We start from the raw sequence: 26,184 nt of genomic DNA, 5'->3' as shown, positions 1-26,184 counted from the left end.
GGCGCGAGTGAAAAGCAGGCTTGCGGCGCGAGGCATCAAACGGTATGGAGGCGCCTCCAATTCGGATAGCCGCCTTAGCTCAGCTGGTAGAGCATCGCATTCGTAATGCGAGGGTCAGGTGTTCAAGTCACCTAGGCGGCACCATTCAAATCCATTTCGCTGCGCGAAAAAATCGATCCGGTGGATCGATTTTAGGATTTGAATGCCCCGGCAGGGGCTATGCTTCATTTGCGAAACACATACCCAAACTGAAGTACTAATGCGCCCACCAGAAAGAGCGCAACACCTGTCCAGCCACCCACAAGCAGCCAGAGCACCACGAGAAGAGCCAGTACTGGGATCGCGATCAAACAGCGCAACAGAAGTCCGCTTTTCCCTTTCATCCAGCTCACCCCAGCGGATACTCTGCCACCGCGTCGTACACGCTCTTCTTGCCCTCACGCGGGATGCTCTCGAAGAGATGGAATCGGTCGGCCGTCCAGGGGCCGGCGCGCAGGACCTGCCACCGCTCCGACCAGGCCATCGCCGCCTCAAGCGGGGTATTGTTGAGATAGGCGAGCGTGATATGCGGCTTGAACGGCTTGTCATCCTTGTCGAGCCCCATGCGCGCGGAGATCTTGCGGCATTCACGGGCAAGCGCGTCGAGCGCAGGCGTGCGTTTCACCGTGGCGAAGACGGCATGCGGCTCCTTGCGGCCGAACCAGCCGACGCCTTCGATCTCCAGGTCGAGCTGCGGCGCGGCCAACGCGCCGATTTCCTCGTCCAGCATTTCGGCGACCGGTTCCTTCATCTCGCCAAAGAAGGCCAGGGTAATGTGAAAGTGCTCGCGGTCGCGCCAGCGCGCACCGTCGAGCCCGGTGAGCAGCGGCTCCAGCCGGTCGGCAATCGGATCGGGGACGGGAAGGGCGGCGAACAGTCTGATCATGCAGTATCTGAAACAGAAAAAGCCCGGCCATCAAGACCGGGCTTCCCGAAATGATTGCGGTGCGACGCTGGTCGTTTAGCCGGCCAGTTCGTCCAGTTTTCCAAAGTGTTCGGCAAGCAGATAATAGAAGGTGACGCGGGACTTGTTGCCGCCCTCCGGTTTCATCTTCTCGCAGATCTTGCCCATTGCTGCATCGATCTCGTCATTCTTCTGGGCAAGCCCGAGCTTGCCACGGCAGAACTTTTCGCGGACGCGCTGAAGTTCGCCCGGATCGGAGCAGGAAACCAGCGACGAGTCACGGTTTCTCAGAGCAATACCCAAATGGCCGACGATCTTCTCAGCAGCCTTCTGGTTATATCCCTTTGCATATTTTTTTATGTTGTCAGCGTACGCCGATGCATCAGCCATAGGATCAATTCCCCTTCGAGTTAAACGTACGTCCCTGCTGTAGTTACCACAGCAAAGATATGCTGCTATCAGCTTTTGGCAAAGTCAAACCATACTTTTCGGGAGGCCTCATCCTGATCGCGCAACTGTAACGTGTTCGAATCTTTTCGGGCACTACGGCCTTTAAAGGCCAGGCACCCGCGAATACATCACTATTTTGCGGACTTTTGCGGCAGTGCAGCATAAGCCTAGCCCGGCCGGCATCTGAATCGGCTGTTAACCACTGCTCTGATTACAATACTGAAAGCTGAGTCGCGAGGACCGGTTTTCCTTGAAGTGGCGGGCCGTTTCGCCCATATTATCGACAATCGGCATAAGTGTATGCCGGCCTTTCGAAAGAGGGATAAATGAACAACTTCAACTCATCTGTCGCCCGCAGCAGGACTATGGATGCGAGCATTGACCAGGGCCTTCGGACCTTCATGCTCGGCGTCTATACGAAACTGACCTACGGCATCGCGCTTTCCGGCGTGCTCGCCTTCGCGGCCGGCACCTGGGACCCGCTCACCCAGCTGATCTTCGGCACGCCGCTCTATTACGTGGTTGCCTTTGCGCCGATCGCTCTGATCTTCGGCTCGATGTTCTTCATGAAGAACCCATCGCCAACCGGATCGGCCATCCTGTACTGGGCCATCGTGACCTTTGTCGGCCTCGGCCTTGGCGTCTATTTCTACATGGCGTCCAACAATATCAGCACGCAGACAGCCGGCGGCATTTCGCAGTCGCTCAACTACATGACGATCGCGAAAGCCTTCTTCATCACGGCGTCGGCCTTCGGTGCCCTGTCGCTTTGGGGCTATACGACCAAGCGTGACCTGTCGGCGATTGGCAATTTCGCCATCATGGCGATCTGGGCGCTTGTGGCAGTCTCGCTGATCTACATGGTCCTGCCGATGATGGGCATCCTGCAGCCGTCTTCCGGCATGGAATGGATGATCTCCGGTGGCTTCGCACTGCTCTCGGCCGTGCTTGTCGCCTGGCAGACCCAGGAACTGAAGGAAGGCTACTACCAGCTTTCGCATGATGGCCGCAGCCTGGCCGTGATGACGAACTGGGGTGCGCTCAACTTCTTCATCATGTTCGTGAACATGTTCCGCTTTGTGCTGATGCTGCTCGCCTCGCGCGAATAGCGCCGCACACATTCAGCATGCAGAAGCCCCGGAGCGATGGCTCCGGGGCTTTTTTCTTGACCTCGACCCGGCCCGATGACAGGCTGGAACAGAAAGGGAACCCGAGCAGGGAGGCTGCCATGGCGGATGATCATCTCAACCCTTGTGCCAGTGATATCTGCCGCGGCGTGCTGCGACTGTTCGCAGACCTGAATTTCGCCGGCGTCACGGAAATGACGCTCGCCAATGGCCGGCGCGCGGATGTCGCCGCGATCGGCCCGAAGGGTGAGATCACCATTGTCGAGATCAAGAGTTCGGTGGCCGACTTCCGCTCCGACGGGAAATGGCCGGAATACCAGCCCTTCTGCGACCGCTTCTATTTCGCCGTCGGCCACGCCTTTCCGCATGACCTGATCCCGCAAGACGCCGGCCTGATCGTCGCTGACGGGTTCGGCGGCGCGGTGCTGCGGCATCCGGAGGCGACGCCTCTCGCCGCAGCCCGGCGGAAGGCCGTCACCCTCCGGTTTGCGCGGCTCGCGGCCAGCCGTTTCGTGCAGCTATCGGCTCAGCCGTAAGCGCCGGAGACTGTGAGGAAGACGACGCATGCCGTCACGAACAGCGCAAACAACGCCGCATTCCGGGTCGAGGGCGCAACGGCGTCCGCTTCATCGCCCGACTGCCGGGTCCGGCGAGCCTGACGGGCGAAATAAAACAGCTGGTGGACCAGGAGCAGCAGGCAGAGCGGCAGGGCCAGGCGGCTTGCCGCCACAAGGGCGCACCCGGTTAGGAAGGTCAGGCCGGCGCCGGCCAGCAGCCAGAGGTCGCGGGCAGTATCGTCCGGAGCTTCATCCTGCAGCGCCTCGGGGTCGAGATCGCGCGTCGCAGCCTCGAGGTCACTGGTCATCCGGCCAAGCCGCCAGGAGAACCAGGCGCTGTGGACGCCAAATGCACCGCCCGCAATCCATAAGAGCCCGATGGCCCGCAAAAGCCAGACAAGGACGGTTTCCATGCACCGCATCTAGCCGTCGCGCAGCCCGCCGCACAAGCGGAGCTGGACGGGCTGACCCAAAATGCCTAGCTCAGAGCGCATGAGCCTTGCCTACCCCCTCGCCCTGACCGCAAAGGACGCCCTGAAAGGCGCAGGCAAGGCTGCGCGCACCCGCTATGACGCCGAGGCGCTGACGGATGACCGGCCCGTCCTGTCGCTGGAGACCGAGTGGCTGAAGCCGGACCCCGCCGAGGTCCCGGCGCTGGTCAAGCAAGCCGAAGCGGGGGAGGCGAAAGGCTTCATCCAGGTTTACGAGGATGCCGACGGCGCGCCCGTGCTGGCTGTCACCTACTGGAAGCTGGGCGACCCTGTCGCGAAGAAGTCGAAGAAGGCCGAACCGGAAGCGTCCCCAAAACCTGCGAAGGCCGAGAAGAAGCCGAAAGCAGATGAGGATCACACCGACGACCTCTATTTCCGCCATGGCCGCACCCGCAAGTCACGGCGCAAGAAGCATGTCGATCCGCGCCAGATGGACCTGTTCACCCGGCCCGACCAGCGCGGCTATGAGCGCGAAGACCCGAACAATCCCAATACGATGCTGACCGAAGAAGAAGGCGACGGCACCACGTTTGGCGGTTCAAGCGGCTGAACCGGTCACAAGGACGCCGCGCTAGAGCAGATATTGGGACAGCACGGCAGCAGCCGCCAGCGTCATGGCAATCATGAAGACGCCGAGCAGCACCTTGAGCGCAGGCCGCTCATCAAGCGGGACGTCCCGCCACCAAGACTGGAATGTATTTCTCTGAGCCATGCCGGCTGATTAGCAAATCGACCGGCAACCCTCAAATTACGCGGGCTTGAAGGTCAGCGCGACGCCATTGTTGCAGTAGCGCTTGCCCGTCGGTGCCGGGCCGTCATCGAACACATGGCCCTGGTGTCCGAGGCAGCGCGCGCAGTGATACTCTGTGCGCACAATGAAGAATTTGTGGTCCGGCTTGGTGGCGAGGTTGCCCTCGATATAGGACCAGAAACTCGGCCAGCCGGTGCCGCTGTCATACTTCCATTCGGACTTGAACAGCGGCAGGTCACAGCCCTTGCAGTGAAATACGCCGTCGCGCTTTTCGTCATTCAGCGGCGAGGTGAAGGCGCGCTCTGTATCTTCCTTGCGAAGGACACCGAAGGCGTCTGGCGAAAGGCGCTCGCGCCACTGCTCTTCCGTGAGCGCACGCCACTCGGTATCGGCGAAGACCGCCTGGGCCGCACTGGCCTCTTCAGCCTGGCCTTTTGAGTTTGTGCAGGCGGCGAGCACAGCGCCAGCCGCGCCGCCGAACAGGATGTTTCGTCTGGAAAAACGGGATGTCTTGCTGGTCATAAGGCCGATATAGGCGGCGTTTCGGCCCGGTCGACACACAAATGCGTGTGGAATTCTTGAGGTTTCGCGAGGCGCCCATGCAAAGCAGGGTCGCCAAGACCGCGGCAAGCCTCTAGAACCCCGCCCGTCGACAAGGGTTAACCGGAGCAAGCCCCATGGAAGATGGAAAGCTGACAGATGCCGCGCGCGAAAAGCTGCGCCTGACCGTCGAGCGCATCGAGCGCCTCGAAGTGGAAAAGAAGGAAGTCGCCGACCAGATCAAGGACGTCTATGCCGAGGCGAAGGCCATGGGCTATGACCCCAAGATCCTCCGCCAGGTCGTGCGTCTGCGCAAGCAGGACCGCGATGAGCGCCAGGAACAGGAAAGCCTGCTCGAAACCTACATGATCGCCCTCGGCGAGGCCTGAGGCTCAGCCGCCGCGCCAGTGTTCCGGGCGCGGACCAAGGCCGATCGCACGCGCTGGCAGCCGCCGGAGCAAGGGTACGGCGTTCAGCAGTTTCACCGGTCACGGCACCGGCAACTCGCCCTCTGCCTCGAGCGCGGGAATGACGAACCGGTTATGCGCAAGAACCTGGGCGGACTGGGTGATTTTCGCTGGCCATTCGCGCCGTTTCTGGACCGCTTCCAGCGTTTCATGACGAACCGATCCGGCTTTCAAATCCTTGGCAAGGATCCGCGCTGCGGCCACCGCATCCTGTAGCGCGAGGTTGATGCCCACTCCGCCAACCGGCGACATGGCGTGCGCCGCATCCCCGATGGCCAGAAGGCCTTCACGCCACCAGCACTCCAGCCGGCTGACCTGCACATTCAGCGTCTTGATATCCTCCATGCGCTCGATGGCCTCTGCCTCGTCGCCAAGATGCGGGGCAAGGTGAGCGATGCGGGCGCGGAACGCCTCCAGCCCTTCGCCACGCACAAGGGCATCCGCGCCTTTCCGGATAACCAGCGCGCACTGCCAGTAGTCACCGCGGTTGAGCGTTACGAGAAAGCCGCCAGCCTTCATGTAGCCGAGCGACTCCCCCTCGCCGTGACGGTCCTCGCGCGGCAGGCGGAACCAGAGCACGTCAATCGGCGCGCCCTTCTCCTCGATCTCGAATCCCGCCGCGGGGACCAGCGTGGAGTCGCGCCCGTCACAGGCCACGGTCAGCGGCGCATGGATTTCGAATGTCGTATCGTCCGTGCGCGCCCAGATCCCGCAGACGCGGCCCTCATCGACGAGGAGTTCGTCGGCACGGGTCGACATCATCAGGCGGAAATTCGGCAGCTTGCGCGCTTCGTCGGCGAGGAAATCCAGAAACTCCCATTGCGGAACAAAGGCGATGTAGCGGGCCGCGACCGGCAAGTGTGTGAAGTCGGCAATCTCGAAAGCCCGGTCGTTCAGGTGCAGGGCAACGCGTTCTGTCTTCTGGTGCGGGCGCTTCAGGAAAGCCTCCAGCAGGCCCAGCTCATCCAGCACCTGCATGGTCGACGGGTGGACCGTGTCGCCGCGAAAGTCGCGCAGGAAATCGGCATGCTTTTCGAGAACGGTGACGTCGATGCCCTGGCGGGCCAGCAGATAGCCGAGCATCATGCCCGCCGGTCCGCCGCCCGCGATGCAACACCCGGTTTCCATCCGCTCGCTCATCTTCCACTCAACCTCCCGACTGACTGAAGATAACGCTTCGCCTTTGTGTTCGGTTCAAACCGCACTAAGACCTCTTCCTGTCATGCCACGCGAAGTCGACGAACGGAAGAAGCGCAAGGCCCTGCGCAAACTGCGCAAGGCGGCTGAGCTGGCTGCGCGCGGCGAAGGCCCGCCCCTGTCGGACTGGGAAAGGGAGTTCCTCGAAGAGGTCGAGCAGCGCATCGAGGAATTCGGTTCCGCCTTCGCCGACCCTGACAAGGGCAGTCTCGAAGAGCCCATGTCGGCCCTGCAGACCCAGAAACTGCGCGAGATCGACAAGAAGGCGCGCGGCAAGGCCAGCGGCTTTAAGCAGCGCAAACCGCTCGGCGCAAAGAAGAAACCCGCCTACACGCCGCGCGTGCGCCAGCTTGATGAGGATATAGAAGAGGCCGGGAACAGCCCGCCGCCTCCGTCTCCACCCGAGAAAAAACGCCCGGAGCTTGGCATCGTGAAGGGCAGCGACCTGATGAAGAAAACTGCGCCTGCCCCTCCAAGGCCGCAAAAACGTCCGGCATTCCGCGTTATCGAAGGCGGCAAGGATGACGCCTGAGCAGCGCGCGGCCTGGGATCGCTTCCAGGCCGACACAGGCGATCTCAGAAAGCCCTATGACATCTTCGCTTTCGGCGACGGGCCGGAACTGGCGCGCGAGCTGCTGGATCTTGTCCTTGCCGGAACCAAGCAGGCGACAGCGAGCCGTTTCGGCCTCTACCAGAAGATCGGTCTCCGCCCGCCCGCCACGGGCGACCTTTCGCTCGTCCTCGATGAGCAGGACCGGCCAGCCTGCGTCATCGAGACGACACGTGTCGACATCGCGCCTTTCAACACCGTCACGGAGGATTTTGCCTGGGTGGAGGGCGAAGGCGACCGCTCGCTCGACTACTGGCGCGCCGCCCATCTGTCCTATTTCCACCGCGAGTGCGGGCGTGAGGGCACGATCTTCTCCGAGGACGAACCCATCGTCTTCGAGCGCTTCCGGCTTATCTGGACTCTCAACCCGGAATGACGGACGCTTCCGTCCAAAGCTAATGGAGCCCAAACCCATGAAGACAGTCGTGATCACAGGCGCCTCAACCGGCATTGGCCGGGCCGCTGCCGAACACCTCGCCGCCAATGGCTGGAAAGTCTTCGCGGGCGTGCGCAAGCATTCCGATGGCGAGCCCCTGAAGCAGGCGAGCGAGAACATCACCCCGCTGATCCTCGACGTCGCCAAGCCCGACCAGGTCAAGGCCGCAGTGACCGCCGTCTCCAAGGCGCTGGAGGGCAGGACACTGGACGGCCTCGTCAACAATGCCGGCATCGCCAATATGGGTCCGCTCGCGCTCCAGCCGCTCGACCAGATCGAGCAGCATTTCGAGGTCAATGTCTTCGGCCTGATGCGCGCGACGCAGGCCTTCCTGCCACTGCTCGGCATGGACGAGGCGCGTGAAGGAAAACCGGGACGGATCGTCAATATCACGTCGGTGGGCGGGCGGCTCTCGGCTCCGTTCCTCGGCGCCTATGCCGCCACCAAGCACGCTGTCGAAGCGCTGACAGACAGCCTGCGCCGTGAGCTGGTCGTCTACGGCATCGACGCCATCGCCATCGGCCCCGGCGCGGTCAAGACACCGATCTGGGACAAGGCCGAGGACATGAACAAGCACGAACCCTATGCCAATACGATCTGGGCAAAACCGATTGAAAAGTTCGCCGATGTCATGCTGAAAGGCGGACGCGAGGGTCTGGAGCCGAAAGTGATCGGCGAGACCATCGAAAAGGCGCTCAGCGATGACAGCCCCAAGGCCCGCTATGCGCCGGTCCCCAACAAGCTGACCAACTGGACGATCCCGACCCTGCTGCCCAAACGCACCGTCGACAAGGTCATGGCCAAGCGCTTCGGGCTTTCCGGCAAGGACGACTGACCGGCCCCTGCGTCACCAATTGATGGACGTGCCCGGCCCGCTAAGGTCCAGTCCCAAAAGGGAGGACCATCATGACCGAACTGGTGACACGCAGGGATGAAGACGGCATCTGCTGGCTGACACTCAACCGGCCGGACAAGCTGAATGCGCTGACGGTCGGCATGTTCAAGGCGCTGCGCAGCCATGTGAACGATTTGCGCTCAGATGACAGCATTGGCTGCGTCATCCTGAAGGGGGCCGGCAAGTGCTTTTCCGCCGGTCATGACCTTGCCGATATCGCCTCGGGTGAAGAGGTCCCCTCACGCGGCTGGCATTCGGAAACGCTGCGCCTGATGGAGAAACTGCCCAAGCCGGTGATCGCGGCGGTGCATGGGCACTGCTATACGGGCGCGCTGGAAGTGGCGCTGGCGGCCGACTTTATCCTCGCAGCGCAGTCGGCCCGGTTTGCCGACACGCACGCGAAATGGGCGCTCACGCCGATCTGGGGCATGAGCCAGCGCCTGCCCCGCCGCGTCGGTATTGCGACGGCCAAGCGCCTGATGTTCACCGCCGAGACGGTCAAGGCAGATGAGGCCCTGCGCATTGGACTCTGCGAAGCGGTGTATCCGGACGACAGTTTCGAGGCGGAGCTTGGCGCCTTCGCCCGGCGTATCCTGGAAAACTCTGCCTTCAGCCACGCCGCGAACAAGCGGCTTCTGGAAGCAACCGACATGGATGCCCTCGATGCCGGCCTGCAATGGGAAATCATGGAGAATGAAGGCGTCGGCCCGGACATGCAGGACCGCATCGCCGCCTTCACGAAGAAATAGGTCCGGTTTTCCTAGGCCCTCGGATGCGCCTTGGCGACGACGGCGCGCAGGCGTTCGGAATCGACCCCGGTATAGACCTGCGTCGTGGACAGGCTGGCATGGCCGAGCAGGGTCTGGATGGCGCGCAAATCGGCGCCTTCAGCCAGCAGGTGCGTTGCAAAGGCATGGCGCAGCGCATGCGGCGTCGCCGTCTCGGGCAGGCCGAGTGCACCGCGCAGAACAGCGACATTCTTCTGAACGATGGCTGGCTGCAGGCGCTTGCCGCGCACACCATAGAAAAACGGGGTATCCTTGCCGATCCGCCACGGACAGAGCGCAGCATATTCGTCCATCGCCTGTCGTACGGCCGGGATAAGCGGCACGATCCGCACCTTCTGGCCCTTGCCGTCGACACGCAGGCGCTCGGGCGCGGGCACGCTGTCGCCATTGAGGTTCAGCGCCTCGGATATGCGCAGCCCCCCGCCATAGAGCAGCGTCAGCACGGCGACATCGCGGGCGGCGACCCATGGCTCCTCGGCAAAGGCTTCGGCGGTCTCGATCATGTCGCGCGCCGCTGCCACGGAAACCGGTCGCGGCAAACGCGCGCCACGCTTGGGGCCCTGCAGGAAGGCGATCTCCGGATTCTCGATGCCATGATGATGGTCGAGCCAATGATAAAATGTCTTGATGGCCGAGAGCAGCCGCGCAATCGAGGCGTCCGAGAGCCCGTCGCGGCGGCGCCTGGCGAGGAAGGCGCGGATGTCGCTGGCGTGAAGGTGGCGGAAGATCTTGATGCCAACCTCTTCGCCCAGATGGCCCTCGAGGAAGCCGAAAAAGCTGGTGAGGTCATGGCCATAGGCCTCGACCGTATTGTCGGAGAGCCGCCGCTGCTGGCGGACATGCTCGAGAAAGGCGGACAGGATTTCCATCCGCCGGAGTGTCTGTGGAAGGGATTAAGGAGGGATTGAAGGCGCGTTTCAGCCAGAATTGATGGACATTGGCGCTAACGCCTTTCTGCCTAACCGCTGGATACTGCCATGATTAGTGAGACAATCATTACAAGAATGCCGACGAAAAAAGCTGGAAAGACGACGAAACCCGGGATTAGGTCCGCAGCGGCGAGCGCGACAGATCCGAGGAACAGGAGGTAAAAAGTGATGTACCCCGCCACCGCATATTTGTGGAACATCCACCGCAATATCTCGCTCCCGTATTCCCGATAGAAGATAACCGCCTTATCGCCCCGTGAACACCGGGTCGCGCTTTTCGATGAAGGCCGCGGCGCTCTCCTTGGCGTCCTCGGTCGCCATCAGCCGGCGGATTTCGGTAATCGCCCACAGCCCCGTATCGCGCCAGTCCGGGTCCAGCGTGCGGCGCAGGCCCGCTTTCAGCGCCTGAACGGCCTGGGGCGGGTTGGCAGCGATCTTCTGGGCAATCCCGAGCGCCGTCGGCAGGAGGTCGGCCTGTGGCACGACCCGGCTGACAAGGCCGATCTCCTTTGCCCGCGCCGCATCGATGATGTCGCCGGTAAAGAGAAGCTCGCTTGCCTGCTCGCGACCGACAAGCTGCGCCAGCCGGCCAAGCCCCGGCGCGTCGCAGCAGAGCCCGCGCTTGACGAAAATCTCCCCGAACTTTGCCGTGTCGGCCATGACGCGAATGTCCGCCATGATGGCGAGTTCAGCCCCCCAGCCGAGGGCGAACCCGTTGATGGCGGCGATCACCGGGATGTCGGTGTGCAACAGCGCGTCGGCTGCTGGCGTCAGCCCGCCCGTCTTCTGCGAGCGCTTGGCCATGCTTTCATCCGATGGCGCACCCTTTGAGAGGATCTGCTTCACATCATCGCCGGAACAGAAGGCCCGCTCACCCGAACCGGTGATGATCATGCAACGCGCCTCGCTTTCACGCACCGCATCCTCAAGCGCGGCATAGAGCGGATAGTCCAGCGCGTTCATCGCTTCCGGCCGGTTCAGGGTCAGGACGCTGACATGGCCATGCGTCTCGATCTTCAGGATCTCACTCATGCGTTCCTCCGCTTGTTCTTTTGCCGGGAAGCCTGCCACCACGGCCCGCCGCGTCAATCGTGACGCCGCGCCAAGCAGCAACCGATGGGTGACGGAATCGGCTGGCCGGACTAAACCCTGCTGACACATGAAACTCGCCCGCATCCTCTTCCCGCTGCCCCTGCCCGAGCCGTTCGACTATGCCATTCCGGACGGTCTCGACGTGCAGCCTGGCAGCTATGTCCGCGCCCCGCTCGGCAAGATCGAGCGGACCGGCGTTGTCTGGGAGGTGAAAGAGCGCGCAGAAGACGATACGCGAGAGCTGAAGCCGGTCCTCGATGTCTTTCCTGTCCCTCCGATGACCGAGGCGATGCGGAAATTCGTGAGCTTTGCCGCCCGCTACAATGTCGCCCATCCGGGCCATGTGCTGGCCATGGTGCTGCGTGCCCGTGGCGGGCTCACCCCGTCGCCGACGCAGACGCTCTACGTGCCGACGGGGCACCGCTCCAACCGGATGACGGATGCGCGGATCAAAGTCCTTGAGGCGGCCCGTGAGGCGGGCCCGACCAATGCCGCGGAGCTGGCCCGGCAGGCGGGTGTCTCGCCCGGCGTGGTGAAAGGCCTTGTCGATGTCGGCTCGCTGGAGGCCCGCGAGGTCGAGACCGACCTGCCCTACCCCCAGCCGACCAATTTCGCACGCGGCGAGCATCTGACAGGCGAGCAGCAGGAGGCCGGCGAGACGCTGCGCGCGGCCATCGCAAAAGGCGGTTTCCAGCCCTTCCTCCTCGATGGCATTACCGGTTCGGGCAAGACGGAGGTCTATTTCGAGGCCATCGCCGAGGCCCTGTCGAAGGCAGGGGACGCGCAAGTGCTGGTCCTGCTGCCGGAAATCGCACTGACACAGGCCGTGCTGAAACGCTTCGAAGCGCGCTTCGGCGCCCCGCCTGCGCCATGGCATTCCGGTCTCAGCGATGCCGAGCGCCGCCGCACCTGGCGCGAGACCGCGCATGGCCGCGCGCGCATCGTGATCGGCGCGCGCTCGGCGCTGTTCCTGCCTTTCCGGAACCTCAAGCTCATAATTGTCGATGAGGAGCATGACACCAGCTTCAAGCAGGAAGATGGCGTCACCTATCATGCCCGCGACATGGGCGTGATGCGCGCCAAACTGGAAGACGCGGCGATTATCCTGGCGTCCGCGACACCGGCGCTTGAAACCGTGGTGAATGCCGAACAGGGCCGCTACCAGCGCCTCAAACTCTCGGCCCGGCCTGGCGCGGCAAAGCTGCCGGACATAGAACTCGTCGACCTTCGCACCGATCCGCCAGAGAAGGGTCACTGGCTGTCCTCCAGGCTCACCCATGCACTGACTGAAACCTTCGAGGCGGGCGAGCAATCGCTGCTCTTCCTGAACCGGCGCGGCTATGCGCCGCTTGTCATCTGCAAGGCCTGCGGTGAGCGGCTGAAAAGCCCGGCGACGGAAAGCTGGCTGACCGAGCATCGCTATACAAACCGCCTCGTCTGTCACCTCACCGGCTGGTCGATGCCGAAGCCGGCGGCCTGCCCGATGTGCGGGGCAAAGGACTCGCTGATGGGGGTCGGCCCCGGCGTGGAGCGCGTGGCCGAGGAGGTGCGACAGCTGCTGCCCGGGGCCCGCGTGGAGATTTTCTCCTCCGATACCGCCCAGACCGGCGAGGATACGCGCGGCATCGTCGAGCGGATGGCCGCTGGCGAGATCGATGTACTGGTCGGCACGCAGATCGTCGCCAAGGGCCACAATTTCCCGAACCTCACCCTGGTCGGCATTGTCGACGCCGACAGCTCGATGAAGGGCGGGGATCTGCGCGCGGGCGAGCGGACCTTCCAGCTCCTGTCACAGGTCGCCGGCCGGGCAGGCCGCGCCGAACGGCCCGGCCGCGCGCTGGTACAGACCTACGCGACCGAGAACCCCGCCATGATCGCCCTGGCCGAGGGGGATCGTGACGGCTTCCTGCAGATCGAGCGCGATGTACGCGCCGAGCTTGGCCTGCCGCCTTTCGGCCGGATGGCGGCGCTGATCCTGTCGGCCCCTTCGGCGGAGATGATCGAGGAAGCGGGGCGCATCACCGGCGCGGCGGCGCCGAATGGCGAGGGAATCACGGTTTACGGCCCGGCCCCGGCCCCGATCGGGATCCTGCGCGGACGCCACCGTATCCGCTTCCTCGTCACCAGTACGCGCGAGATCGACCTGTCGGCTTACATGGCGGCTTGGCTGAAGGGACTGAAGCTCCCGACCGCCGTGCGAGTCTCCGCCGATATCGACCCATATTCCTTCCTCTGATTGAGGAATGTGCCAATCGGTCGCAATTCTACCGCTGCGGCCATGTTGTCAGGGTTCAGACGAAGTGCTAAGCGCCCCTCCATGCATCGGGTTGGGGCTCATTGCCTGCCAGCCCATATGCTTGTGTTTCACTCTCGGGGCACTTCCGCCCGACAACAGACGGAACTTAGGTCTTGGCCGCATCTTCCGCCTCCCATGCCAATGAAACGGCGCGCCGCTATGCGAGCGCCCTGTTCGATCTCGCCAAGGAAAAAGGCGAACTGGAAACGGTCTCGAAGGACCTCAAAAGCCTGATCGCCATGGCGGCAGGCAGCAAGGACCTGTCCGTTCTCCTGGAGTCGCCCGCCTTTGCGCGCGAGGACAAGGCCAAGGGCCTGGTCGCCGTCGCCGCCAAGGCCGGCCTCAGCAAGCTCGCTTCCAATTTCCTCGCCACGATGGCCACGAATGGCCGTTCCGACGAGGTCCTGGGCGCAGCGAGCTACTTTGACGAACTCTATGCGAAACATCGCGGCGTGAAGCGGGCCCTCGCCCGGACCGCCGAAGAGATGACCGCCGACCAGCGCAAGAAGCTTGAAGCTGTGCTGAAGAAAGCGGTCGGAAGCGATGTGGAACTTGAAACCGAGGTCGAACCTGGCCTCATCGGCGGCATCCAGCTGCGCGTCGGATCAACCCTGATCGACACCAGCGTCGCCTCGAAACTTGACCGTATGAACACCGCCATGAAGGGAGCTTAGAAGCTCGATGGACATCAGCGCTGCAGAAATTTCAGGCATCCTGAAATCCCAGATCGAAAATTTTGGCGTCGAGGCAGAGGTCTCCGACGTTGGCCAGGTGCTGTCCGTCGGTGACGGCATCGCCCGTATTTACGGCCTCGACAATGTCCAGGCCGGTGAAACGGTTGAGTTTGACGGCGGCATCAAGGGCATGGCCCTGAACCTGGAAGCCGACAATGTCGGCGTCGTGATCTTCGGCGACGACCGCGGCATCAAGGAAGGCGACACCGTCAAGCGCCTCAACGAGATTGTGGCCGCACCGGTCGGCAAGGGCCTGCTTGGCCGCGTCGTGAACCCGCTGGGTGAGCCGATCGACGGCAAGGGCGCCATCGCCGACGTCGCTTCGCGGAACCGCGTTGACGTGAAGGCCCCGGGCATCCTGCCGCGCAAATCCGTGCACGAGCCGATGATGACCGGCCTGAAGGCGATTGATGGCATGATCCCGGTCGGCCGTGGCCAGCGCGAGCTGATCATTGGTGACCGCCAGACCGGCAAGACCGCCATCTGCGTCGACACCATCCTGAACCAGAAGCAGACCAACGATGCCGCGAAAGACGACAGCGAGAAGCTGTTCTGCGTCTATGTCGCCATCGGCCAGAAGCGCTCCACGGTGGCCCAGGTCGTCAAGACGCTCGAAGAGCGCGGCGCCATGGACTACACGGTCGTCGTTTCGGCCACCGCGTCCGAGCCGGCCCCGCTGCAATACCTTGCTCCGTTCACCGGCTGCACGATCGGCGAATGGTTCCGCGACAACGGCATGCACGCGCTGATCATCTATGATGACCTGTCCAAGCAGGCCGTTGCGTATCGTCAGATGTCCCTGCTGCTGCGCCGCCCGCCGGGCCGCGAGGCCTATCCGGGTGACGTGTTCTACCTCCACTCCCGCCTGCTCGAGCGCGCGGCGAAGCTGAACGAGAACCATGGCTCCGGCTCGCTGACGGCCCTGCCGATCATCGAAACCCAGGCCAACGACGTGTCGGCCTATATTCCGACGAACGTCATCTCGATTACCGACGGTCAGATCTTCCTCGAGACCGACCTCTTCTACCAAGGCATCCGCCCGGCCGTGAACGTCGGCCTGTCGGTGTCGCGTGTGGGCTCTGCTGCGCAGACCAAGGCGATGAAGAAGGTTGCCGGCTCGATGAAGGGTGAACTCGCCCAGTATCGCGAGATGGCCGCCTTCGCGAAGTTCGGCTCCGACCTCGACGCTGCGACCCAGCGCCTCTTGAACCGCGGTGAGCGCCTGACCGAGCTCCTCAAGCAGCCGCAATTCTCGCCGCTGCAGATGGAAGAGCAGGTTGTCGTGCTTTACGCCGGTACGCGCGGCTATCTCGACGGTGTTCCGACCCGTCAGGTGACCCGTTACGAGAAGGAACTCCTGACCCACCTGCGCGGTGCGAAGAAGGACCTGCTCGCCAAGATCCGCAAGGAAAAGGCCCTGACCGACGAGATCGATGCCGAGATCAAGGCAACGCTCGACGAATTCACCAAGGCCTTCGCCTAAGTCCGACCACGCTATCAGGAGCTGAGCGATGCCCAGCCTCAAGGATCTGAAAAACCGGATCAACAGCGTGAAATCCACGCGGAAGATCACCAAGGCGATGCAGATGGTTGCTGCCGCCAAGCTGAAGCGTGCGCAGGAAGCCGCTTCGGCGTCCCGTCCCTATGCCCAGCGCATGTCGGCCGTGGTGGCCAACCTCGCCGGCTCGATGGGCGAGGGCGCGGGCGGACCGAAGCTGCTCTCCGGAACGGGCAAGGACGCCACCCATCTTGTCGTCGTGATGACCGCCGAGCGCGGCCTGTGCGGCGGCTTTAACTCCTATGTCGTCAAGGAAGCGCGCCGGGTCATCCGTGAGCTGATCACGGGCGGCAAGACGGTGAAGATCCTGACCGTTGGCAAGAAGGGCCGCGAACAGCTGAAGCGCGAATATGCCGAGCTGTTCATCGGCCATGTCGACCTCTCCGACGTGCGCGGCAATGACTATACCGACGCCGGCATCGGCCTCGGCAGCGAGATCACGCAGCGCTTCGAGGATGGCGAGTTCGACGTCGCAACGCTCGTCTACAGCCAATTCAAGAACGTGCTGACCCAGGTCCCGACCGCCCAGCAGCTGATCCCGGCAAAGGCGCCGGAAGATGCCGAGACGATCGACCTTCAGGGCGCGATCTACCAGTATGAGCCCTCGCAGGAAGAGATCCTCGAGACGCTGCTGCCGCGCTACATCAATACGCAGATCATCTCCGCAATGCTGGAAAGCGGCGCTGGCGAGCAGGCCTCGCGCATGTCCGCCATGGACAACGCGACCCGTAATGCCGGCGAGATGATCGACGACCTGTCGCTGCAATATAACCGGGCCCGTCAGGCCCAGATCACCAAGGAGCTGATCGAGATCATCTCCGGTGCCGAGGCCCTGTAGGATAAGACGATGGATTTCTGGGTTTACGAACACTTCTCCAACAAGCGTGCACGCATCCACGCAGGCGATTGCCGCTATTGCAATCATGGTCAGGGCGTCGGCGGCGACCAGACCAATGATGACGACAAGTGGCACGGCCCCTTCGCGACCTTCGCCGAGGCGGAAAAGACCGCCAAGTCGCTGAAGCAGAAAGACACCCGCGCCTGCGGCGTCTGCAAGCCTGCCGAAGCCGAAGCCAAGGCTCCGGCCGCTGCGCCCGCCAAAGAATCTGCCCCTAAGCCGGCGGCAACATCCAAGCCGGCTTCCAAGCCAAAAACATCACCCGCTCCCAAGGAGACGCCTTCCATGAGCAGCTCTGCAGCCGACGCCACCGGCAAAATCTCTCAGGTCATCGGCGCCGTCGTCGACGTTGAATTCGACGGCCAACTGCCGGACATCCTCAACGCCCTCGAAACGGACAATAACGGCACCCGCCTGGTGCTCGAAGTTGCCCAGCACCTCGGCGAGAACACGGTCCGTACCATCGCCATGGACTCCACCGAAGGGCTCGTTCGCGGCCACCCGGTGAAGGACCTTGGCGAGCCGATCCGCGTGCCGGTTGGCCCGGAAACGCTCGGCCGCATCATGAACGTCATCGGTGAGCCGATCGACGAGCGCGGCCCGGTCAACACCAAGCAGCGCGCGCCGATCCACGCCCCGGCCCCGGAATTCGTCGACCAGTCGACCGAAGCCGAAATCCTCGTCACCGGCATCAAGGTCATCGACCTTCTCTGCCCGTACGCAAAGGGCGGCAAGATCGGCCTGTTCGGCGGTGCCGGCGTTGGCAAGACGGTTCTCATCCAGGAACTGATCAACAACATCGCCAAGCTGTTCGGCGGGTATTCGGTCTTCGCCGGCGTCGGCGAGCGGACGCGCGAAGGCAACGACCTCTATTACGAAATGATCGAATCCAACGTGATCGATCTCGACGGCGAAAGCCGCGTGGCGCTGGTCTACGGCCAGATGAACGAGCCGCCCGGTGCCCGTGCCCGCGTCGCCCTGACTGGCCTCACCCAGGCCGAATACTTCCGCGACCAGGAAGGCAAGGACGTCCTGTTCTTCGTCGACAACATCTTCCGCTTCACCCAGGCCGGCGCCGAGGTGTCCGCCCTTCTCGGCCGGATCCCGTCCGCTGTGGGCTACCAGCCGACCCTGGCAACCGACATGGGTCAGCTGCAGGAGCGTATTACTTCCACGACCAAGGGCTCGATCACCTCGATCCAGGCCGTCTACGTTCCGGCTGACGACCTCACCGACCCGGCCCCGGCCACCTCCTTCGCCCACCTTGACGCGACCACGGTTCTCAACCGCGCGATCTCGGAAAAGGGTATCTACCCGGCCGTTGACCCGCTCGACAGCTCCTCACGGATCCTCGACCCGATGGTCGTTGGCGAAGAGCACTATGAAGTCGCCCGCGGCGTGCAGGAGATCCTGCAGCGCTACAAGGAGCTTCAGGACATCATCGCCATTCTCGGCATGGACGAGCTGTCGGAAGAGGACAAGATGGTCGTCGCGCGTGCCCGGAAAGTGGAGCGCTTCCTGTCCCAGCCGTTCGACGTGGCCGAAGTCTTCACCGGCTCGCCGGGTGAGCAGGTCAAGCTCGAAGACACGATCAAGGGCTTCAAGGGCCTCATCGCAGGCGAGTATGACCACCTGCCCGAGCAGGCCTTCTACATGGTCGGCAACATGGACCAGGCAATCAAGAAGGCCGAGAAGATGATGGAAGACGCGTAGGCGTCACTCCCACATCACTATTGAATTCAGCAGCCGCATCGGAAACGATGCGGCTGTTTTTTGTTTCAATTCCCCGAATAGTCCGGCTTGCGCCCCTCCAGGAAGGCTGCGACCCCCTCCCTGAAATCCTCTGACTCCTGCGTCAGCAGGAAGGCTTCGAGGTCGCGATGGGCTGTCGCGCGGGCGAGGGCGTGCGCGGCGACATTCACGTCCTGCTTGACCATTTTCAGCGCCGTCGGCGGCAGGCCGGACGCCCTCTCGGCGACCTCCAGCGCATGGCGCAGCGCGCCGCCAGGTTCGGTGAGATGGTCGCACAGCCCCCAATCATAGGCGGTCTGCGCCGGCACTTTCTCGCATAGTGCCGCGAGGCGCTTGGTGCGCGCGGGGCCAACCAGCGCAACGAAGCGGGGTATCGAGCCCCAGCTCATATTCATTCCGCGCTCGACCTCTGGGACGTAGAGCATGGCCTCGCGCGAAGCGACACGCAGGTCGCAGGCCGCCGCAAGCGCCATCCCGCCGCCCACGCACCAGCCCTCGATCGCGCAGATTGTCAGCGCGTCGACATCCTCCCAGGCCTGACAGAGGCGCGGGCCGGCCCGCAGCAGGATCCGCCGTTCGCTGAGCCCGGCATCCGCTGAAGCCGCCCGCTCCGGATCCTTGAGGTCCGCACCAAGCGTGAACTGGTCGGCCCGCCCGGTCAGGACGACCGCCGAGACGTCAGGCGCGTCATGGAACTGGCGCGCGGCGTCTGTCAGTTCCCGGATGAGGGCCTGGCTAAGCGCATTCGCACGCGTGCCCGTATCGAAACGAACGATTGCAACGCGGCCTTGCCGCTCGATTGTCACCAGATCGCCCATCGCTCCCTCCTTTCGCATCTCACCTTTCTCCCGCCGCGACAGCACGTCCCGGTGGACATTGGCGTCCCAATCAGTATTGAGATCGCAGCACAGTAATCCGGATTGACCTTCGATGGCTGAAAAACTTCACTTCTCGCTCGTATCGCCCGCCAAGGAGCTGTTCTCCGGCGAGGTGGACCATGTGATCGCGCCCGGCACCGAGGGCGAGTTCGGTGTGCTGGTGAACCATGCGCCCTTCATGTCGACGCTGAAGAATGGCGTTGTCCGCGTCCTCGAAGGCGACAGGACCACGATGCGCCTGTTCGTGCGCGGCGGCTTCGCCGATGTCACGCCGGCTGGCCTGACGATCCTGGCGGAAGAAGCCGTCGATCTCGCTTCGGTCAATGTGGCCGACGTCGATGCCGAGCTTGAGGAAGCGAAGACGAAGCTCCTGTCCGAAGGCAAGGACAGTCCGCATCACGGCGCGCTGCAGGCCCATGTCGACTATCTGAGCGACCTCAAGGCCGCCGTCGTCCACTAGGACACTACACCTGCTAAAGTCACGCCCGTCCCGTTCCGCCCGCCAGGGCGGACGACACGTTATGGCTGGTGCAATCGCGCATCCTCTGCGGCGCAACCCTCTCAGGCCAGCTCCAGCATCCGCGCCCGCGTCTCGTCGCGGTGCTTCTTCAGGTACTTCATGAAGGGCGTGCCGCCCGTACCGACATCGGTATCGTTACCGGCCGCCATGCGAGACTGCCGGTTGATATAGCTTGCCGCATATTCGAGGTGGCGGGTCCTGAAGTCCGCGACCGCCTGGATCAGGCCGTTATAGGCATCGATCAATCCCCGCGAACCGGCGCGCCGCACAAAGTCTCGCAAGCCGCTCGCCTCACGCACATCATCAATGAACGCGCGATGGTGCGGCGGGCGGTAAATATGTAGCTCATCGAGATAGGTACGCATCGGATCGGCGGCATGGCCGACCCCCAGCAGCGCATCCATGGCCGGCACGATGGAGGATTGCGAACCGGTCTGCCCGCGAAACGCGACAGGCTGGCCGTCATGCGCGCTGACACCTTCATAGACGATGCCGTCCGGCAGGGCCGGATTGTCCTTCCAGCCATGAATGTAGGGCCGTACACGCTCGAAATAGATATAGGGATCGCATTGTTCAGGCATGCGGTCGAAGATGGCATTGATCTTTGCCCAGACGCCCGCCATCACTTCGAGGCGGCGCTGCACCGTGCCAGCATCGCCTGCTTCGACGGCCTCGATCACCGGCCCGAAGGCGGCCAGTGCCTCGCCGGCGGCTGCTTCAATGGCAACATGGACGAGCACGAACCAGGCCTCGTCGATGCCGCTCGCGAAATTCTGGATCATGTAGACATTGTCGAGATCGATGGGCGCGGCCGCATCGAAGCGCGCCCAGTTGTCCAGCACATAGCCGCTATAGGGCAGGAGCGGCTGTTGTCCGAGCCTGTCGGCAAGCCAGCTGATCGGCTGGGCAAGCTGGCGCGGCAGCACGGACGGCGCTTTTGCCTCGCCCCAGACATAGGCCTGCACCATGAAGGAATAATGCACCATTGCCATACGCGCTTCAGCGTCGCTGAGCGCATCGACATCGCCTTGCCGGAGAGTATCGGGCAGCTTGTCGAGCAATAGCGCCCGCGTACGTCCGGTGGGCAGGATCTGCGGCAGCCTCATCGCGACGTCCCGTGCCTCGGCAAAAGCGCCGGGCAAGGTCACCTCGCCTGCCTCATACTTGCAGAGAAAACCGCGCTCGGCGGAAACGTCATAGGATTCGAGCGGCCGGATCGGCATTTGCGGACCTCCATTGCGTGTTCTTTATGATCGCCGCAATGATAATCCATTCTGAGGCGCTTTTTCTTGCTTTTCTCGTCTCCTGATAGCCATATATGCAATTAATGATCACACTAGACGACATGAACCGTCGAATATTGCACACCCTCGAAAACGAAGGGCGGCTAAGCAATGTCGATCTCGCCGCCCGGGTTGGCCTGTCGCCCTCGGCCTGCCTGCGCCGCGTCCAGGAGTTGGAGCGGTCTGGTATCATCAGCGGCTACCGCGCCATTATCGACCGTTCGAAACTCGGCTCCGCCATCACAATCTTCGTGATGGTCGGCCTGGCGGCGCACCTGAAGAAAGATGCCCGCGCTTTCGAACAGGCCATGAACCACGCCCCGGAAGTGCGCGAGTGCCATAACATCACCGGCAATGTGGAATATCTGCTTCGAGTGGAGGTGGCAGATCTTGCCGCCTACAAGGCCTTCCATGCCGACACGCTGGGCGTCCTGCCGCAGGTTGCCAGCATCACGTCATACATTTCGCTTGGGTCTTCGAAGGATATGCGGGCCTGACGGGCCGTTAGCCGAACACCGCCACAGTCTGACGGCCGATCAGGACCGGATCGCCGGAGGCGTTCCACAGGCGCATGGACTGGCTGGAATAGCCGTGACGGGTCGCCTGCGCCTCATGATGGGCGATGAACCAGCCTTCCGTGGTGGTGATCTCCTCGCTGAGGAATTCCGCCATCCATGTCATCGAGCTGATCGGCGCCGGCTCGGTCATCATCGACATCGCGGCTGGCGGCGGCGCATCGGCGAGCGACAGCAGCGTCGTCGCATTCCACAGCGCCCCTTCATCCTTGTGGCGCAGCCAGAGCGTCATGTCGCCATGTTCTGCGCCGCTCATCGGACGGTTCCCGCCCGCGAGGCGAATATTAAAATGGTTCGCGAAATTGGGCCGCCGCTCGCCGAAGAAGGATGGGCAGTCTTCCGGGCCCTTCACGTCCGGACAGGCCCGCGAGCGCTGGTCGAGCTTCGAGGGGCGCTTTGCTCCGAAGGTGAAGATGCAGCGCGCCATGATGCCTTCTTCAGTCACCAGGTCGGCATTCACGAAGGCCGATGACTTGCCGCGGCGAAGGACGCTGGGCGAGATCACGACGTCCCCGCCGACAGGCCCGATAAAGGCCACCTGGGCGGCGCGGACGGGCATGTCCGGAACCAGCTCCAGGGCCGATTCCAGGCACAGCGCCGCCGTCAGCCCGCCATAGGTGGTACGCCCCTGCAGCCAGTCGTCAGGAACCTTGGCCTCGATCCGGCCATGGGTGCCGCGCTTGAGACCGGCAATGAGTTCGCTGTAGAGCGGCATGGGCGCACGCGCGAGCAGCTAGTGCTGGCTCTCCGGCGTGGTCACGCGCAGGCCGTCCAGGTCATCCGAGACGGTGATCTGACAGGACAGGCGCGAATTCGCCTGAACGTTCTCAGCGAAGTCGAGCATGGACTGTTCCATGTCTTCCGGCTGGCCGACCTTGTCCATGAAAGCCTCGTCGACATAGACGTGGCAGGTTGCGCAGGCGCAGGCGCCGCCGCAATCGGCGTCGATGCCGGGCACGGAATTCTTGATCGCCGTCTCCATGACGGATTCGCCGTTCTTGGCCTCGATCTGGCGCTCGTTACCGTCATGGTCGATATAGATGATAGTAGGCATGCAGTCGGTTCTCCTCAGGCGGCTTCGGCCGCGATGTCTTTCATACTCTTGGATGTATCGCTGAGCTGGTCTGGTGCAATGACGGCTCCGTTCATGATCAGCTTCTTGGATGCGATGAATTCGGGTGGGCTGTTGACCGCGTCGACGGCGATCAGGCGGCCATTCTTCAGGTAAAAGGCTGCAAATTTATTTCCGGCCCGGTCGCCGCGCACCACCACCTCGTCATGGCCCTGCGACAGGCCGGCAATCTGCAGCTTGATGTCATACTGGTCGGACCAGAACCACGGGCAGTCGATGGCCGGGCGCGGCTTGCCCATGATGGCGGCCGCAGCGAGCTTGCCCTGCTCGATAGCATTGTGGACGCTTTCCAGCCGCCCGGTGCGGGCATAGTGGGCGAGCGGGCGCACGGTGCAGTCACCGGCCGCGAAGATGCGCGGGTCGGATGTGCGGGCATCCTCGTCGACAATGATCCCGTTCCGGCAGGGCAGCCCCGCCGCTTCGGCGAGCTCCACATTCGGCACGATGCCGATTCCGGCGAGCACCATGTCAGCGGGGATTTCCTCGCCATCGGCGAGCACCGCATGGGTGACCTTGCCGCCCTCACCCTTCAGCTTCGAAAGCCGCGCGCCGAGGCGGATATCGACGCCGTGGCCGCGGTGCAGCTCCTGGTAGAATTCGGAGATGACGGGGCTCGTCACGCGCTCCAGCACGCGGCCCGCCATTTCCAGAACGGTTACTTCAAGGCCAAGCTGGCGCGCCACAGCCGCCGCTTCCAGGCCGATATAGCCGGCCCCGACAATCACCAGCCTCGTGCCGGCGATCATTTTCGGCCGGATGTGTTCGACATCGGAGATGCCGCGCAGGTCGAAGACGTTTTCGAGATCCGCCCCCTCGACCGGCAGCGCGCGCGGGCGCGACCCGGTCGCGATGATCAGCGCGTCATAGGCCAGCTTGCCGCCATGTTCGAGATGAACCTCGCGCGCCGAGCGGTCAATCTTTTCGACGCGCTGGGAGAGCAGCGTCTCGACCTTGTTGTCCTCATACCAGGCGGCCGGTTTGAAATAGAGGCGGTCCTCGGCCATCTCGCCCTTCATATAGGCTTTCGACAGGGGCGGGCGCTGATAGGGCAGTGCCGTCTCGTCTCCGACCAGCGTGATCGCACCTTCATAGCCGAACAGGCGCAGCGACTGCACAGCCTGTGCGCCAGCCTGGCCGCCACCGATGACGACAATATTTTCTGCGGTCGACAGGTCCAAGGCCTGCACTCCCTCCCATTATGTTTCCGCTTTCATGACGCAGGCGTCACGATTTTTCAACCCAGTGCTTGCAAGTGCGCCAATACGTCCCTGCAGCTCAGTGTTTGCAGCGGGATTAAGCCGATAGGAGAGCAAGGTCAAATGCTGCCGAATGCCGCGGGAAACAGCGCCTGACCCCTCCGTATCAGCCTGTCCGGATTCCCGCAGGTATTCGAGCTGGTAACGGATGACGATGATCGAATTGATCGCCAGATCCTCGATCTCGTCCTCGCCGACATCGAGCAGACCGTGATCGCGCATCGCGCGGAAGAAATCGCAGAAATTCTCCAGCGACTGGCGGTAGATATCGGGCAGGCGCTCCTCCAGCGCGTCGGTATGGGCGCCATAGTCCGCCTGGTCACGGTAGAGGAAGCGGAAGTCGCGTAGCTCGCCCGCCAGCGCCTCGAGATAGCGGACATAGCTCGCGATCACATCCTCGCCGTCCGGGCGGATCCTGAGGCGCGCGGCATTGCGCTCGAGGAAACGCTCCGTGATCGCCTCCAGCAGGTCCCGCTTGGTCTTGAAGTGGTACCAGAGATTGCCTTCCGAAATGCCGACCGCCTCGGCCAGCATGGCGGTGGTGACATGGCCATAGTGCAGCCGGTTGAACAGCTGCCTGGCCGTGTCGACAATCTTCTCGCGCGTCCTCGCCGCCATCAGGTCTTCGGATGAAGCCGGACGGGCAGTTCGGTATAGCCGGTCACGAAATTCGAGCTGACGCGCACCGGCTCACCAACCAGTTCGATCCGGTCGAAGCGGGCCAGGATTTCCTCCCACAGGATGCGCAGCTGCATCTCGGCGACGCGGTTGCCCATGCAGCGATGGATTCCGAAGCCGAAGGAGACGTGGTGGCGCGCCCGCTCGCGGTCGATGCGGAACGCGTCCGGCTCCTCGATCACGTCTTCATCGCGATTGCCCGAGCAGTACCACATCACGACCTTGTCGCCCTTGCGGATCGTCTTTCCGCCGAGCTCGAAATCCTCCAGCGCAATGCGGCGCATATGGGCGAGCGGTGTCTGGTAGCGGATGATCTCGGAGACCATATTCGGGATGAGCGACGGGTCGGCCTTCAGCTTGGCATACTCCTCCGGATGCTTGTTGAGGAAATAGACCCCGCCGGAGATCGAATTTCGCGTCGTGTCGTTGCCGCCGACAATGAGCAGCATCAGATTGCCGAGCAGCTCCATCGGGTCATCGATCATGTGCCGCGTCTCGTCATTGTGGGCGAGCAGCGAGATGAAATCGAATTTCTGCGGCTGGTGGGCCCGCTCGACCCAGAGCCGGGAGAAATATTCCAGGCACTCGGTCAGGTGCTTCATCCGCCATTCCATGTCCGCGCCCTTGACGCCAACCGCATCCGACGTGGTCGCGACGTCCGACCAGAAGGGCAGCTTGTGGCGATCCTCGAAGGGGAAATCGAACAGCGTCGCCAGCATCTGCGTCGTCAGCTCGATCGAGACTTCGTCGACCCAGTTGAACGTCTCTCCAACCGGCAGCGAGTCGAGAATGTTGCACACCCGCTCACGGATCAGCGCTTCCAGCTCCGATAGCTGGCTCGGCGCGACCGCTGGCTGGGCCGCCCGGCGCTGAACATCATGCTTGGGCTGGTCCATCGCAATGAACATGGGCGGCTGGAAATTGTCCGTCGGGTCGCCGATCACGATGCTCGGCTCGGATGAGAAGACCTTGTGGTTGGAATCGACCGTGACGATGTCGTTGAACTTCGTGATCGACCAGTACGGCCCGAACGGGCTGTCGGGCAGGAAGTGGACCGGGTCCTCATGCCTCAGCCGGCGGAACACCTCATGGTGAAGGTTGTGTTCGAACAGCGCCGCTTCGCTCGGATCGACCGACTCGATCGGCCCCTTCAGGTTTCGCGACAGGATATCCTCATCGATCTGCATCGTGTCTGGCATGGTCTTCCTCCCTGTATATTTATTTTTTTAGGGTACATACCCTAGAAACTGATCATCTGCAATTCAGACCTGTCCCGGCCGGCATTTTTCTTTGTCCGGTGTCCGGCGCCGCGCTATGCCGGACGCATGATTGAACGACCCAGCTTTGAGGT

Annotated in this window: 29 protein-coding genes, 1 tRNA gene and 1 pseudogene; 16 read left to right on the top strand and 15 right to left on the bottom strand. The window is 62.9% G+C overall.

The features are described from left to right. Positions 1-68: 68 nt before the first annotated feature. A tRNA-Thr gene (locus D1227_RS03595) sits at positions 69-144 on the top strand. A 244-nt stretch (positions 145-388) separates the two neighbouring features. On the opposite strand, the gene thpR is transcribed toward D1227_RS03595, so the two are convergent. Together thpR and D1227_RS03585 are read right to left on the bottom strand one after the other, a co-directional pair. Beyond that, a complete protein-coding gene (gene thpR, locus D1227_RS03590) occupies positions 389-925 on the bottom strand; it encodes an RNA 2',3'-cyclic phosphodiesterase (protein WP_119375863.1) in 537 nt (178 codons plus the stop codon). Between the two features lie 75 nt (positions 926-1,000). Beyond that, entirely contained in the window at positions 1,001-1,333 is a 333-nt protein-coding gene (locus D1227_RS03585) for a DUF2853 family protein (protein WP_119375862.1), read from the bottom strand. Positions 1,334-1,719: 386 nt separating this feature from the next. On the opposite strand from D1227_RS03585, the gene D1227_RS03580 reads away from it, so the two are divergent. Both D1227_RS03580 and D1227_RS03575 read left to right on the top strand, forming a co-directional pair. Then, positions 1,720-2,502, top strand: coding sequence for a Bax inhibitor-1/YccA family protein (locus tag D1227_RS03580; RefSeq protein ID WP_233349419.1), 783 nt, complete (start codon positions 1,720-1,722; stop codon positions 2,500-2,502). A 119-nt stretch (positions 2,503-2,621) separates the two neighbouring features. Further along, positions 2,622-3,056, top strand: coding sequence for an MmcB family DNA repair protein (locus tag D1227_RS03575; protein ID WP_119403793.1), 435 nt, complete (start codon positions 2,622-2,624; stop codon positions 3,054-3,056). Here the strand turns inward: D1227_RS03575 and D1227_RS03570 are convergent. Continuing rightward, a complete protein-coding gene (locus tag D1227_RS03570) occupies positions 3,047-3,490 on the bottom strand; it encodes a hypothetical protein (protein ID WP_119403792.1) in 444 nt (147 codons plus the stop codon). The two genes, D1227_RS03575 and D1227_RS03570, sit on opposite strands and share 10 nt — an antisense overlap. Positions 3,491-3,569: 79 nt before the next feature. Between D1227_RS03570 and D1227_RS03565 the strand changes: the two genes are divergently transcribed. Then, a complete protein-coding gene (locus tag D1227_RS03565; protein WP_119403791.1) occupies positions 3,570-4,118 on the top strand; it encodes a hypothetical protein in 549 nt (182 codons plus the stop codon). Between the two features lie 21 nt (positions 4,119-4,139). Here D1227_RS03565 and D1227_RS19885 read toward each other — a convergent pair whose 3' ends face one another. Then, on the bottom strand, positions 4,140-4,280 hold the full coding sequence (locus D1227_RS19885) for a hypothetical protein (RefSeq protein ID WP_158586557.1): 141 nt from the start codon (positions 4,278-4,280) through the stop codon (positions 4,140-4,142). 36 nt (positions 4,281-4,316) lie between these two features. Further along, the gene (gene msrB, locus D1227_RS03560; protein ID WP_119403790.1) at positions 4,317-4,841 is read right to left on the bottom strand and encodes a peptide-methionine (R)-S-oxide reductase MsrB; all 525 of its coding nucleotides are present in this window, start codon (positions 4,839-4,841) and stop codon (positions 4,317-4,319) included. A gap of 155 nt (positions 4,842-4,996) precedes the next feature. Here msrB and D1227_RS03555 point away from each other — a divergent pair, with 155 nt between their 5' ends. Beyond that, on the top strand, positions 4,997-5,248 hold the full coding sequence (locus D1227_RS03555) for a DUF2312 domain-containing protein (RefSeq protein WP_119375856.1): 252 nt from the start codon (positions 4,997-4,999) through the stop codon (positions 5,246-5,248). A gap of 3 nt (positions 5,249-5,251) precedes the next feature. Here D1227_RS03555 and D1227_RS03550 read toward each other — a convergent pair. Continuing rightward, positions 5,252-6,454: pseudogene (locus D1227_RS03550) on the bottom strand (FAD-dependent oxidoreductase). 94 nt (positions 6,455-6,548) lie between these two features. On the opposite strand from D1227_RS03550, the gene D1227_RS20015 reads away from it, so the two are divergent. From D1227_RS20015 to D1227_RS03530, 4 genes are all read left to right on the top strand, one after another. After that, positions 6,549-7,055 (top strand): hypothetical protein, encoded by a 507-nt coding sequence (locus D1227_RS20015; protein ID WP_199288301.1) that lies wholly within the window; start codon positions 6,549-6,551, stop codon positions 7,053-7,055. After that, a complete protein-coding gene (locus D1227_RS03540; protein ID WP_119403789.1) occupies positions 7,045-7,509 on the top strand; it encodes an ASCH domain-containing protein in 465 nt (154 codons plus the stop codon). The genes D1227_RS20015 and D1227_RS03540 overlap by 11 nt, the downstream gene beginning before the upstream one ends. Positions 7,510-7,546: 37 nt before the next feature. Continuing rightward, the gene (locus D1227_RS03535) at positions 7,547-8,404 is read left to right on the top strand and encodes an SDR family oxidoreductase (protein WP_119404032.1); all 858 of its coding nucleotides are present in this window, start codon (positions 7,547-7,549) and stop codon (positions 8,402-8,404) included. A gap of 71 nt (positions 8,405-8,475) precedes the next feature. Further along, a complete protein-coding gene (locus tag D1227_RS03530; RefSeq protein WP_119403788.1) occupies positions 8,476-9,213 on the top strand; it encodes an enoyl-CoA hydratase/isomerase family protein in 738 nt (245 codons plus the stop codon). A gap of 11 nt (positions 9,214-9,224) precedes the next feature. Here D1227_RS03530 and D1227_RS03525 read toward each other — a convergent pair whose 3' ends face one another. Both D1227_RS03525 and D1227_RS03520 read right to left on the bottom strand, forming a co-directional pair. Beyond that, positions 9,225-10,121: a tyrosine recombinase XerC gene (locus D1227_RS03525; protein WP_119403787.1), complete on the bottom strand. Its 897-nt coding sequence runs from the start codon at positions 10,119-10,121 to the stop codon at positions 9,225-9,227. Positions 10,122-10,427: 306 nt separating this feature from the next. Then, positions 10,428-11,213 carry an enoyl-CoA hydratase/isomerase family protein gene (locus D1227_RS03520; RefSeq protein WP_119403786.1) on the bottom strand — a complete coding sequence of 262 codons (786 nt, stop codon included), beginning with the start codon at positions 11,211-11,213 and terminating at the stop codon, positions 10,428-10,430. A gap of 127 nt (positions 11,214-11,340) precedes the next feature. Between D1227_RS03520 and D1227_RS03515 the strand changes: the two genes are divergently transcribed. The 5 genes from D1227_RS03515 (at position 11,341) to atpD (ending at position 18,472) form a co-directional block, all read left to right on the top strand. After that, positions 11,341-13,509 (top strand): primosomal protein N', encoded by a 2,169-nt coding sequence (locus D1227_RS03515; protein WP_119403785.1) that lies wholly within the window; start codon positions 11,341-11,343, stop codon positions 13,507-13,509. 173 nt (positions 13,510-13,682) lie between these two features. After that, positions 13,683-14,243 carry an ATP synthase F1 subunit delta gene (gene atpH / locus D1227_RS03510; RefSeq protein ID WP_119403784.1) on the top strand — a complete coding sequence of 187 codons (561 nt, stop codon included), beginning with the start codon at positions 13,683-13,685 and terminating at the stop codon, positions 14,241-14,243. Positions 14,244-14,250: 7 nt separating this feature from the next. Next, entirely contained in the window at positions 14,251-15,786 is a 1,536-nt protein-coding gene (gene atpA / locus D1227_RS03505) for a F0F1 ATP synthase subunit alpha (RefSeq protein WP_119375847.1), read from the top strand. 28 nt (positions 15,787-15,814) lie between these two features. Next, positions 15,815-16,699 carry a F0F1 ATP synthase subunit gamma gene (locus D1227_RS03500; protein WP_119403783.1) on the top strand — a complete coding sequence of 295 codons (885 nt, stop codon included), beginning with the start codon at positions 15,815-15,817 and terminating at the stop codon, positions 16,697-16,699. A gap of 345 nt (positions 16,700-17,044) precedes the next feature. Further along, positions 17,045-18,472: a F0F1 ATP synthase subunit beta gene (gene atpD, locus D1227_RS03495; RefSeq protein ID WP_233349543.1), complete on the top strand. Its 1,428-nt coding sequence runs from the start codon at positions 17,045-17,047 to the stop codon at positions 18,470-18,472. 65 nt (positions 18,473-18,537) lie between these two features. Here atpD and D1227_RS03490 read toward each other — a convergent pair whose 3' ends face one another. Continuing rightward, positions 18,538-19,329: an enoyl-CoA hydratase/isomerase family protein gene (locus D1227_RS03490; protein ID WP_119403782.1), complete on the bottom strand. Its 792-nt coding sequence runs from the start codon at positions 19,327-19,329 to the stop codon at positions 18,538-18,540. Positions 19,330-19,441: 112 nt separating this feature from the next. Here D1227_RS03490 and D1227_RS03485 point away from each other — a divergent pair, with 112 nt between their 5' ends. After that, complete coding sequence (locus D1227_RS03485) at positions 19,442-19,849, top strand: F0F1 ATP synthase subunit epsilon (protein ID WP_119403781.1); 408 nt, start codon at positions 19,442-19,444, stop codon at positions 19,847-19,849. Positions 19,850-19,950: 101 nt separating this feature from the next. Here the strand turns inward: D1227_RS03485 and D1227_RS03480 are convergent, their stop codons facing one another. Beyond that, positions 19,951-21,132: a PrnB family protein gene (locus D1227_RS03480; RefSeq protein ID WP_119403780.1), complete on the bottom strand. Its 1,182-nt coding sequence runs from the start codon at positions 21,130-21,132 to the stop codon at positions 19,951-19,953. Between the two features lie 104 nt (positions 21,133-21,236). On the opposite strand from D1227_RS03480, the gene D1227_RS03475 reads away from it, so the two are divergent. Next, on the top strand, positions 21,237-21,689 hold the full coding sequence (locus D1227_RS03475; RefSeq protein WP_119403779.1) for an Lrp/AsnC family transcriptional regulator: 453 nt from the start codon (positions 21,237-21,239) through the stop codon (positions 21,687-21,689). 7 nt (positions 21,690-21,696) lie between these two features. On the opposite strand, the gene D1227_RS03470 is transcribed toward D1227_RS03475, so the two are convergent. From D1227_RS03470 to D1227_RS03450, 5 genes are read right to left on the bottom strand one after another with little or no spacing between them, the layout of a single operon-like run. Then, positions 21,697-22,482 carry a thioesterase family protein gene (locus D1227_RS03470; RefSeq protein ID WP_119403778.1) on the bottom strand — a complete coding sequence of 262 codons (786 nt, stop codon included), beginning with the start codon at positions 22,480-22,482 and terminating at the stop codon, positions 21,697-21,699. 18 nt (positions 22,483-22,500) lie between these two features. Beyond that, complete coding sequence (locus D1227_RS03465) at positions 22,501-22,821, bottom strand: 2Fe-2S iron-sulfur cluster-binding protein (RefSeq protein ID WP_119403777.1); 321 nt, start codon at positions 22,819-22,821, stop codon at positions 22,501-22,503. A 14-nt stretch (positions 22,822-22,835) separates the two neighbouring features. Then, complete coding sequence (locus D1227_RS03460) at positions 22,836-24,077, bottom strand: NAD(P)/FAD-dependent oxidoreductase (RefSeq protein ID WP_233352883.1); 1,242 nt, start codon at positions 24,075-24,077, stop codon at positions 22,836-22,838. Between the two features lie 18 nt (positions 24,078-24,095). Next, positions 24,096-24,773 carry a TetR/AcrR family transcriptional regulator gene (locus D1227_RS03455; RefSeq protein WP_119403776.1) on the bottom strand — a complete coding sequence of 226 codons (678 nt, stop codon included), beginning with the start codon at positions 24,771-24,773 and terminating at the stop codon, positions 24,096-24,098. Beyond that, the gene (locus D1227_RS03450; RefSeq protein ID WP_119403775.1) at positions 24,773-26,032 is read right to left on the bottom strand and encodes a cytochrome P450; all 1,260 of its coding nucleotides are present in this window, start codon (positions 26,030-26,032) and stop codon (positions 24,773-24,775) included. Before D1227_RS03450 ends, D1227_RS03455 begins: the two co-directional genes overlap by 1 nt. Positions 26,033-26,184: the final 152 nt, after the last annotated feature.

It is taken from the genome of Henriciella mobilis, from assembly GCF_003576315.1.
In the GTDB taxonomy this organism is placed as follows: Bacteria; Pseudomonadota; Alphaproteobacteria; order Caulobacterales; family Hyphomonadaceae; genus Henriciella; species Henriciella mobilis.
The sequence above is the reverse complement of the archived record's forward strand: the minus strand, read 5'-3'. Positions and strand labels throughout refer to the sequence as shown.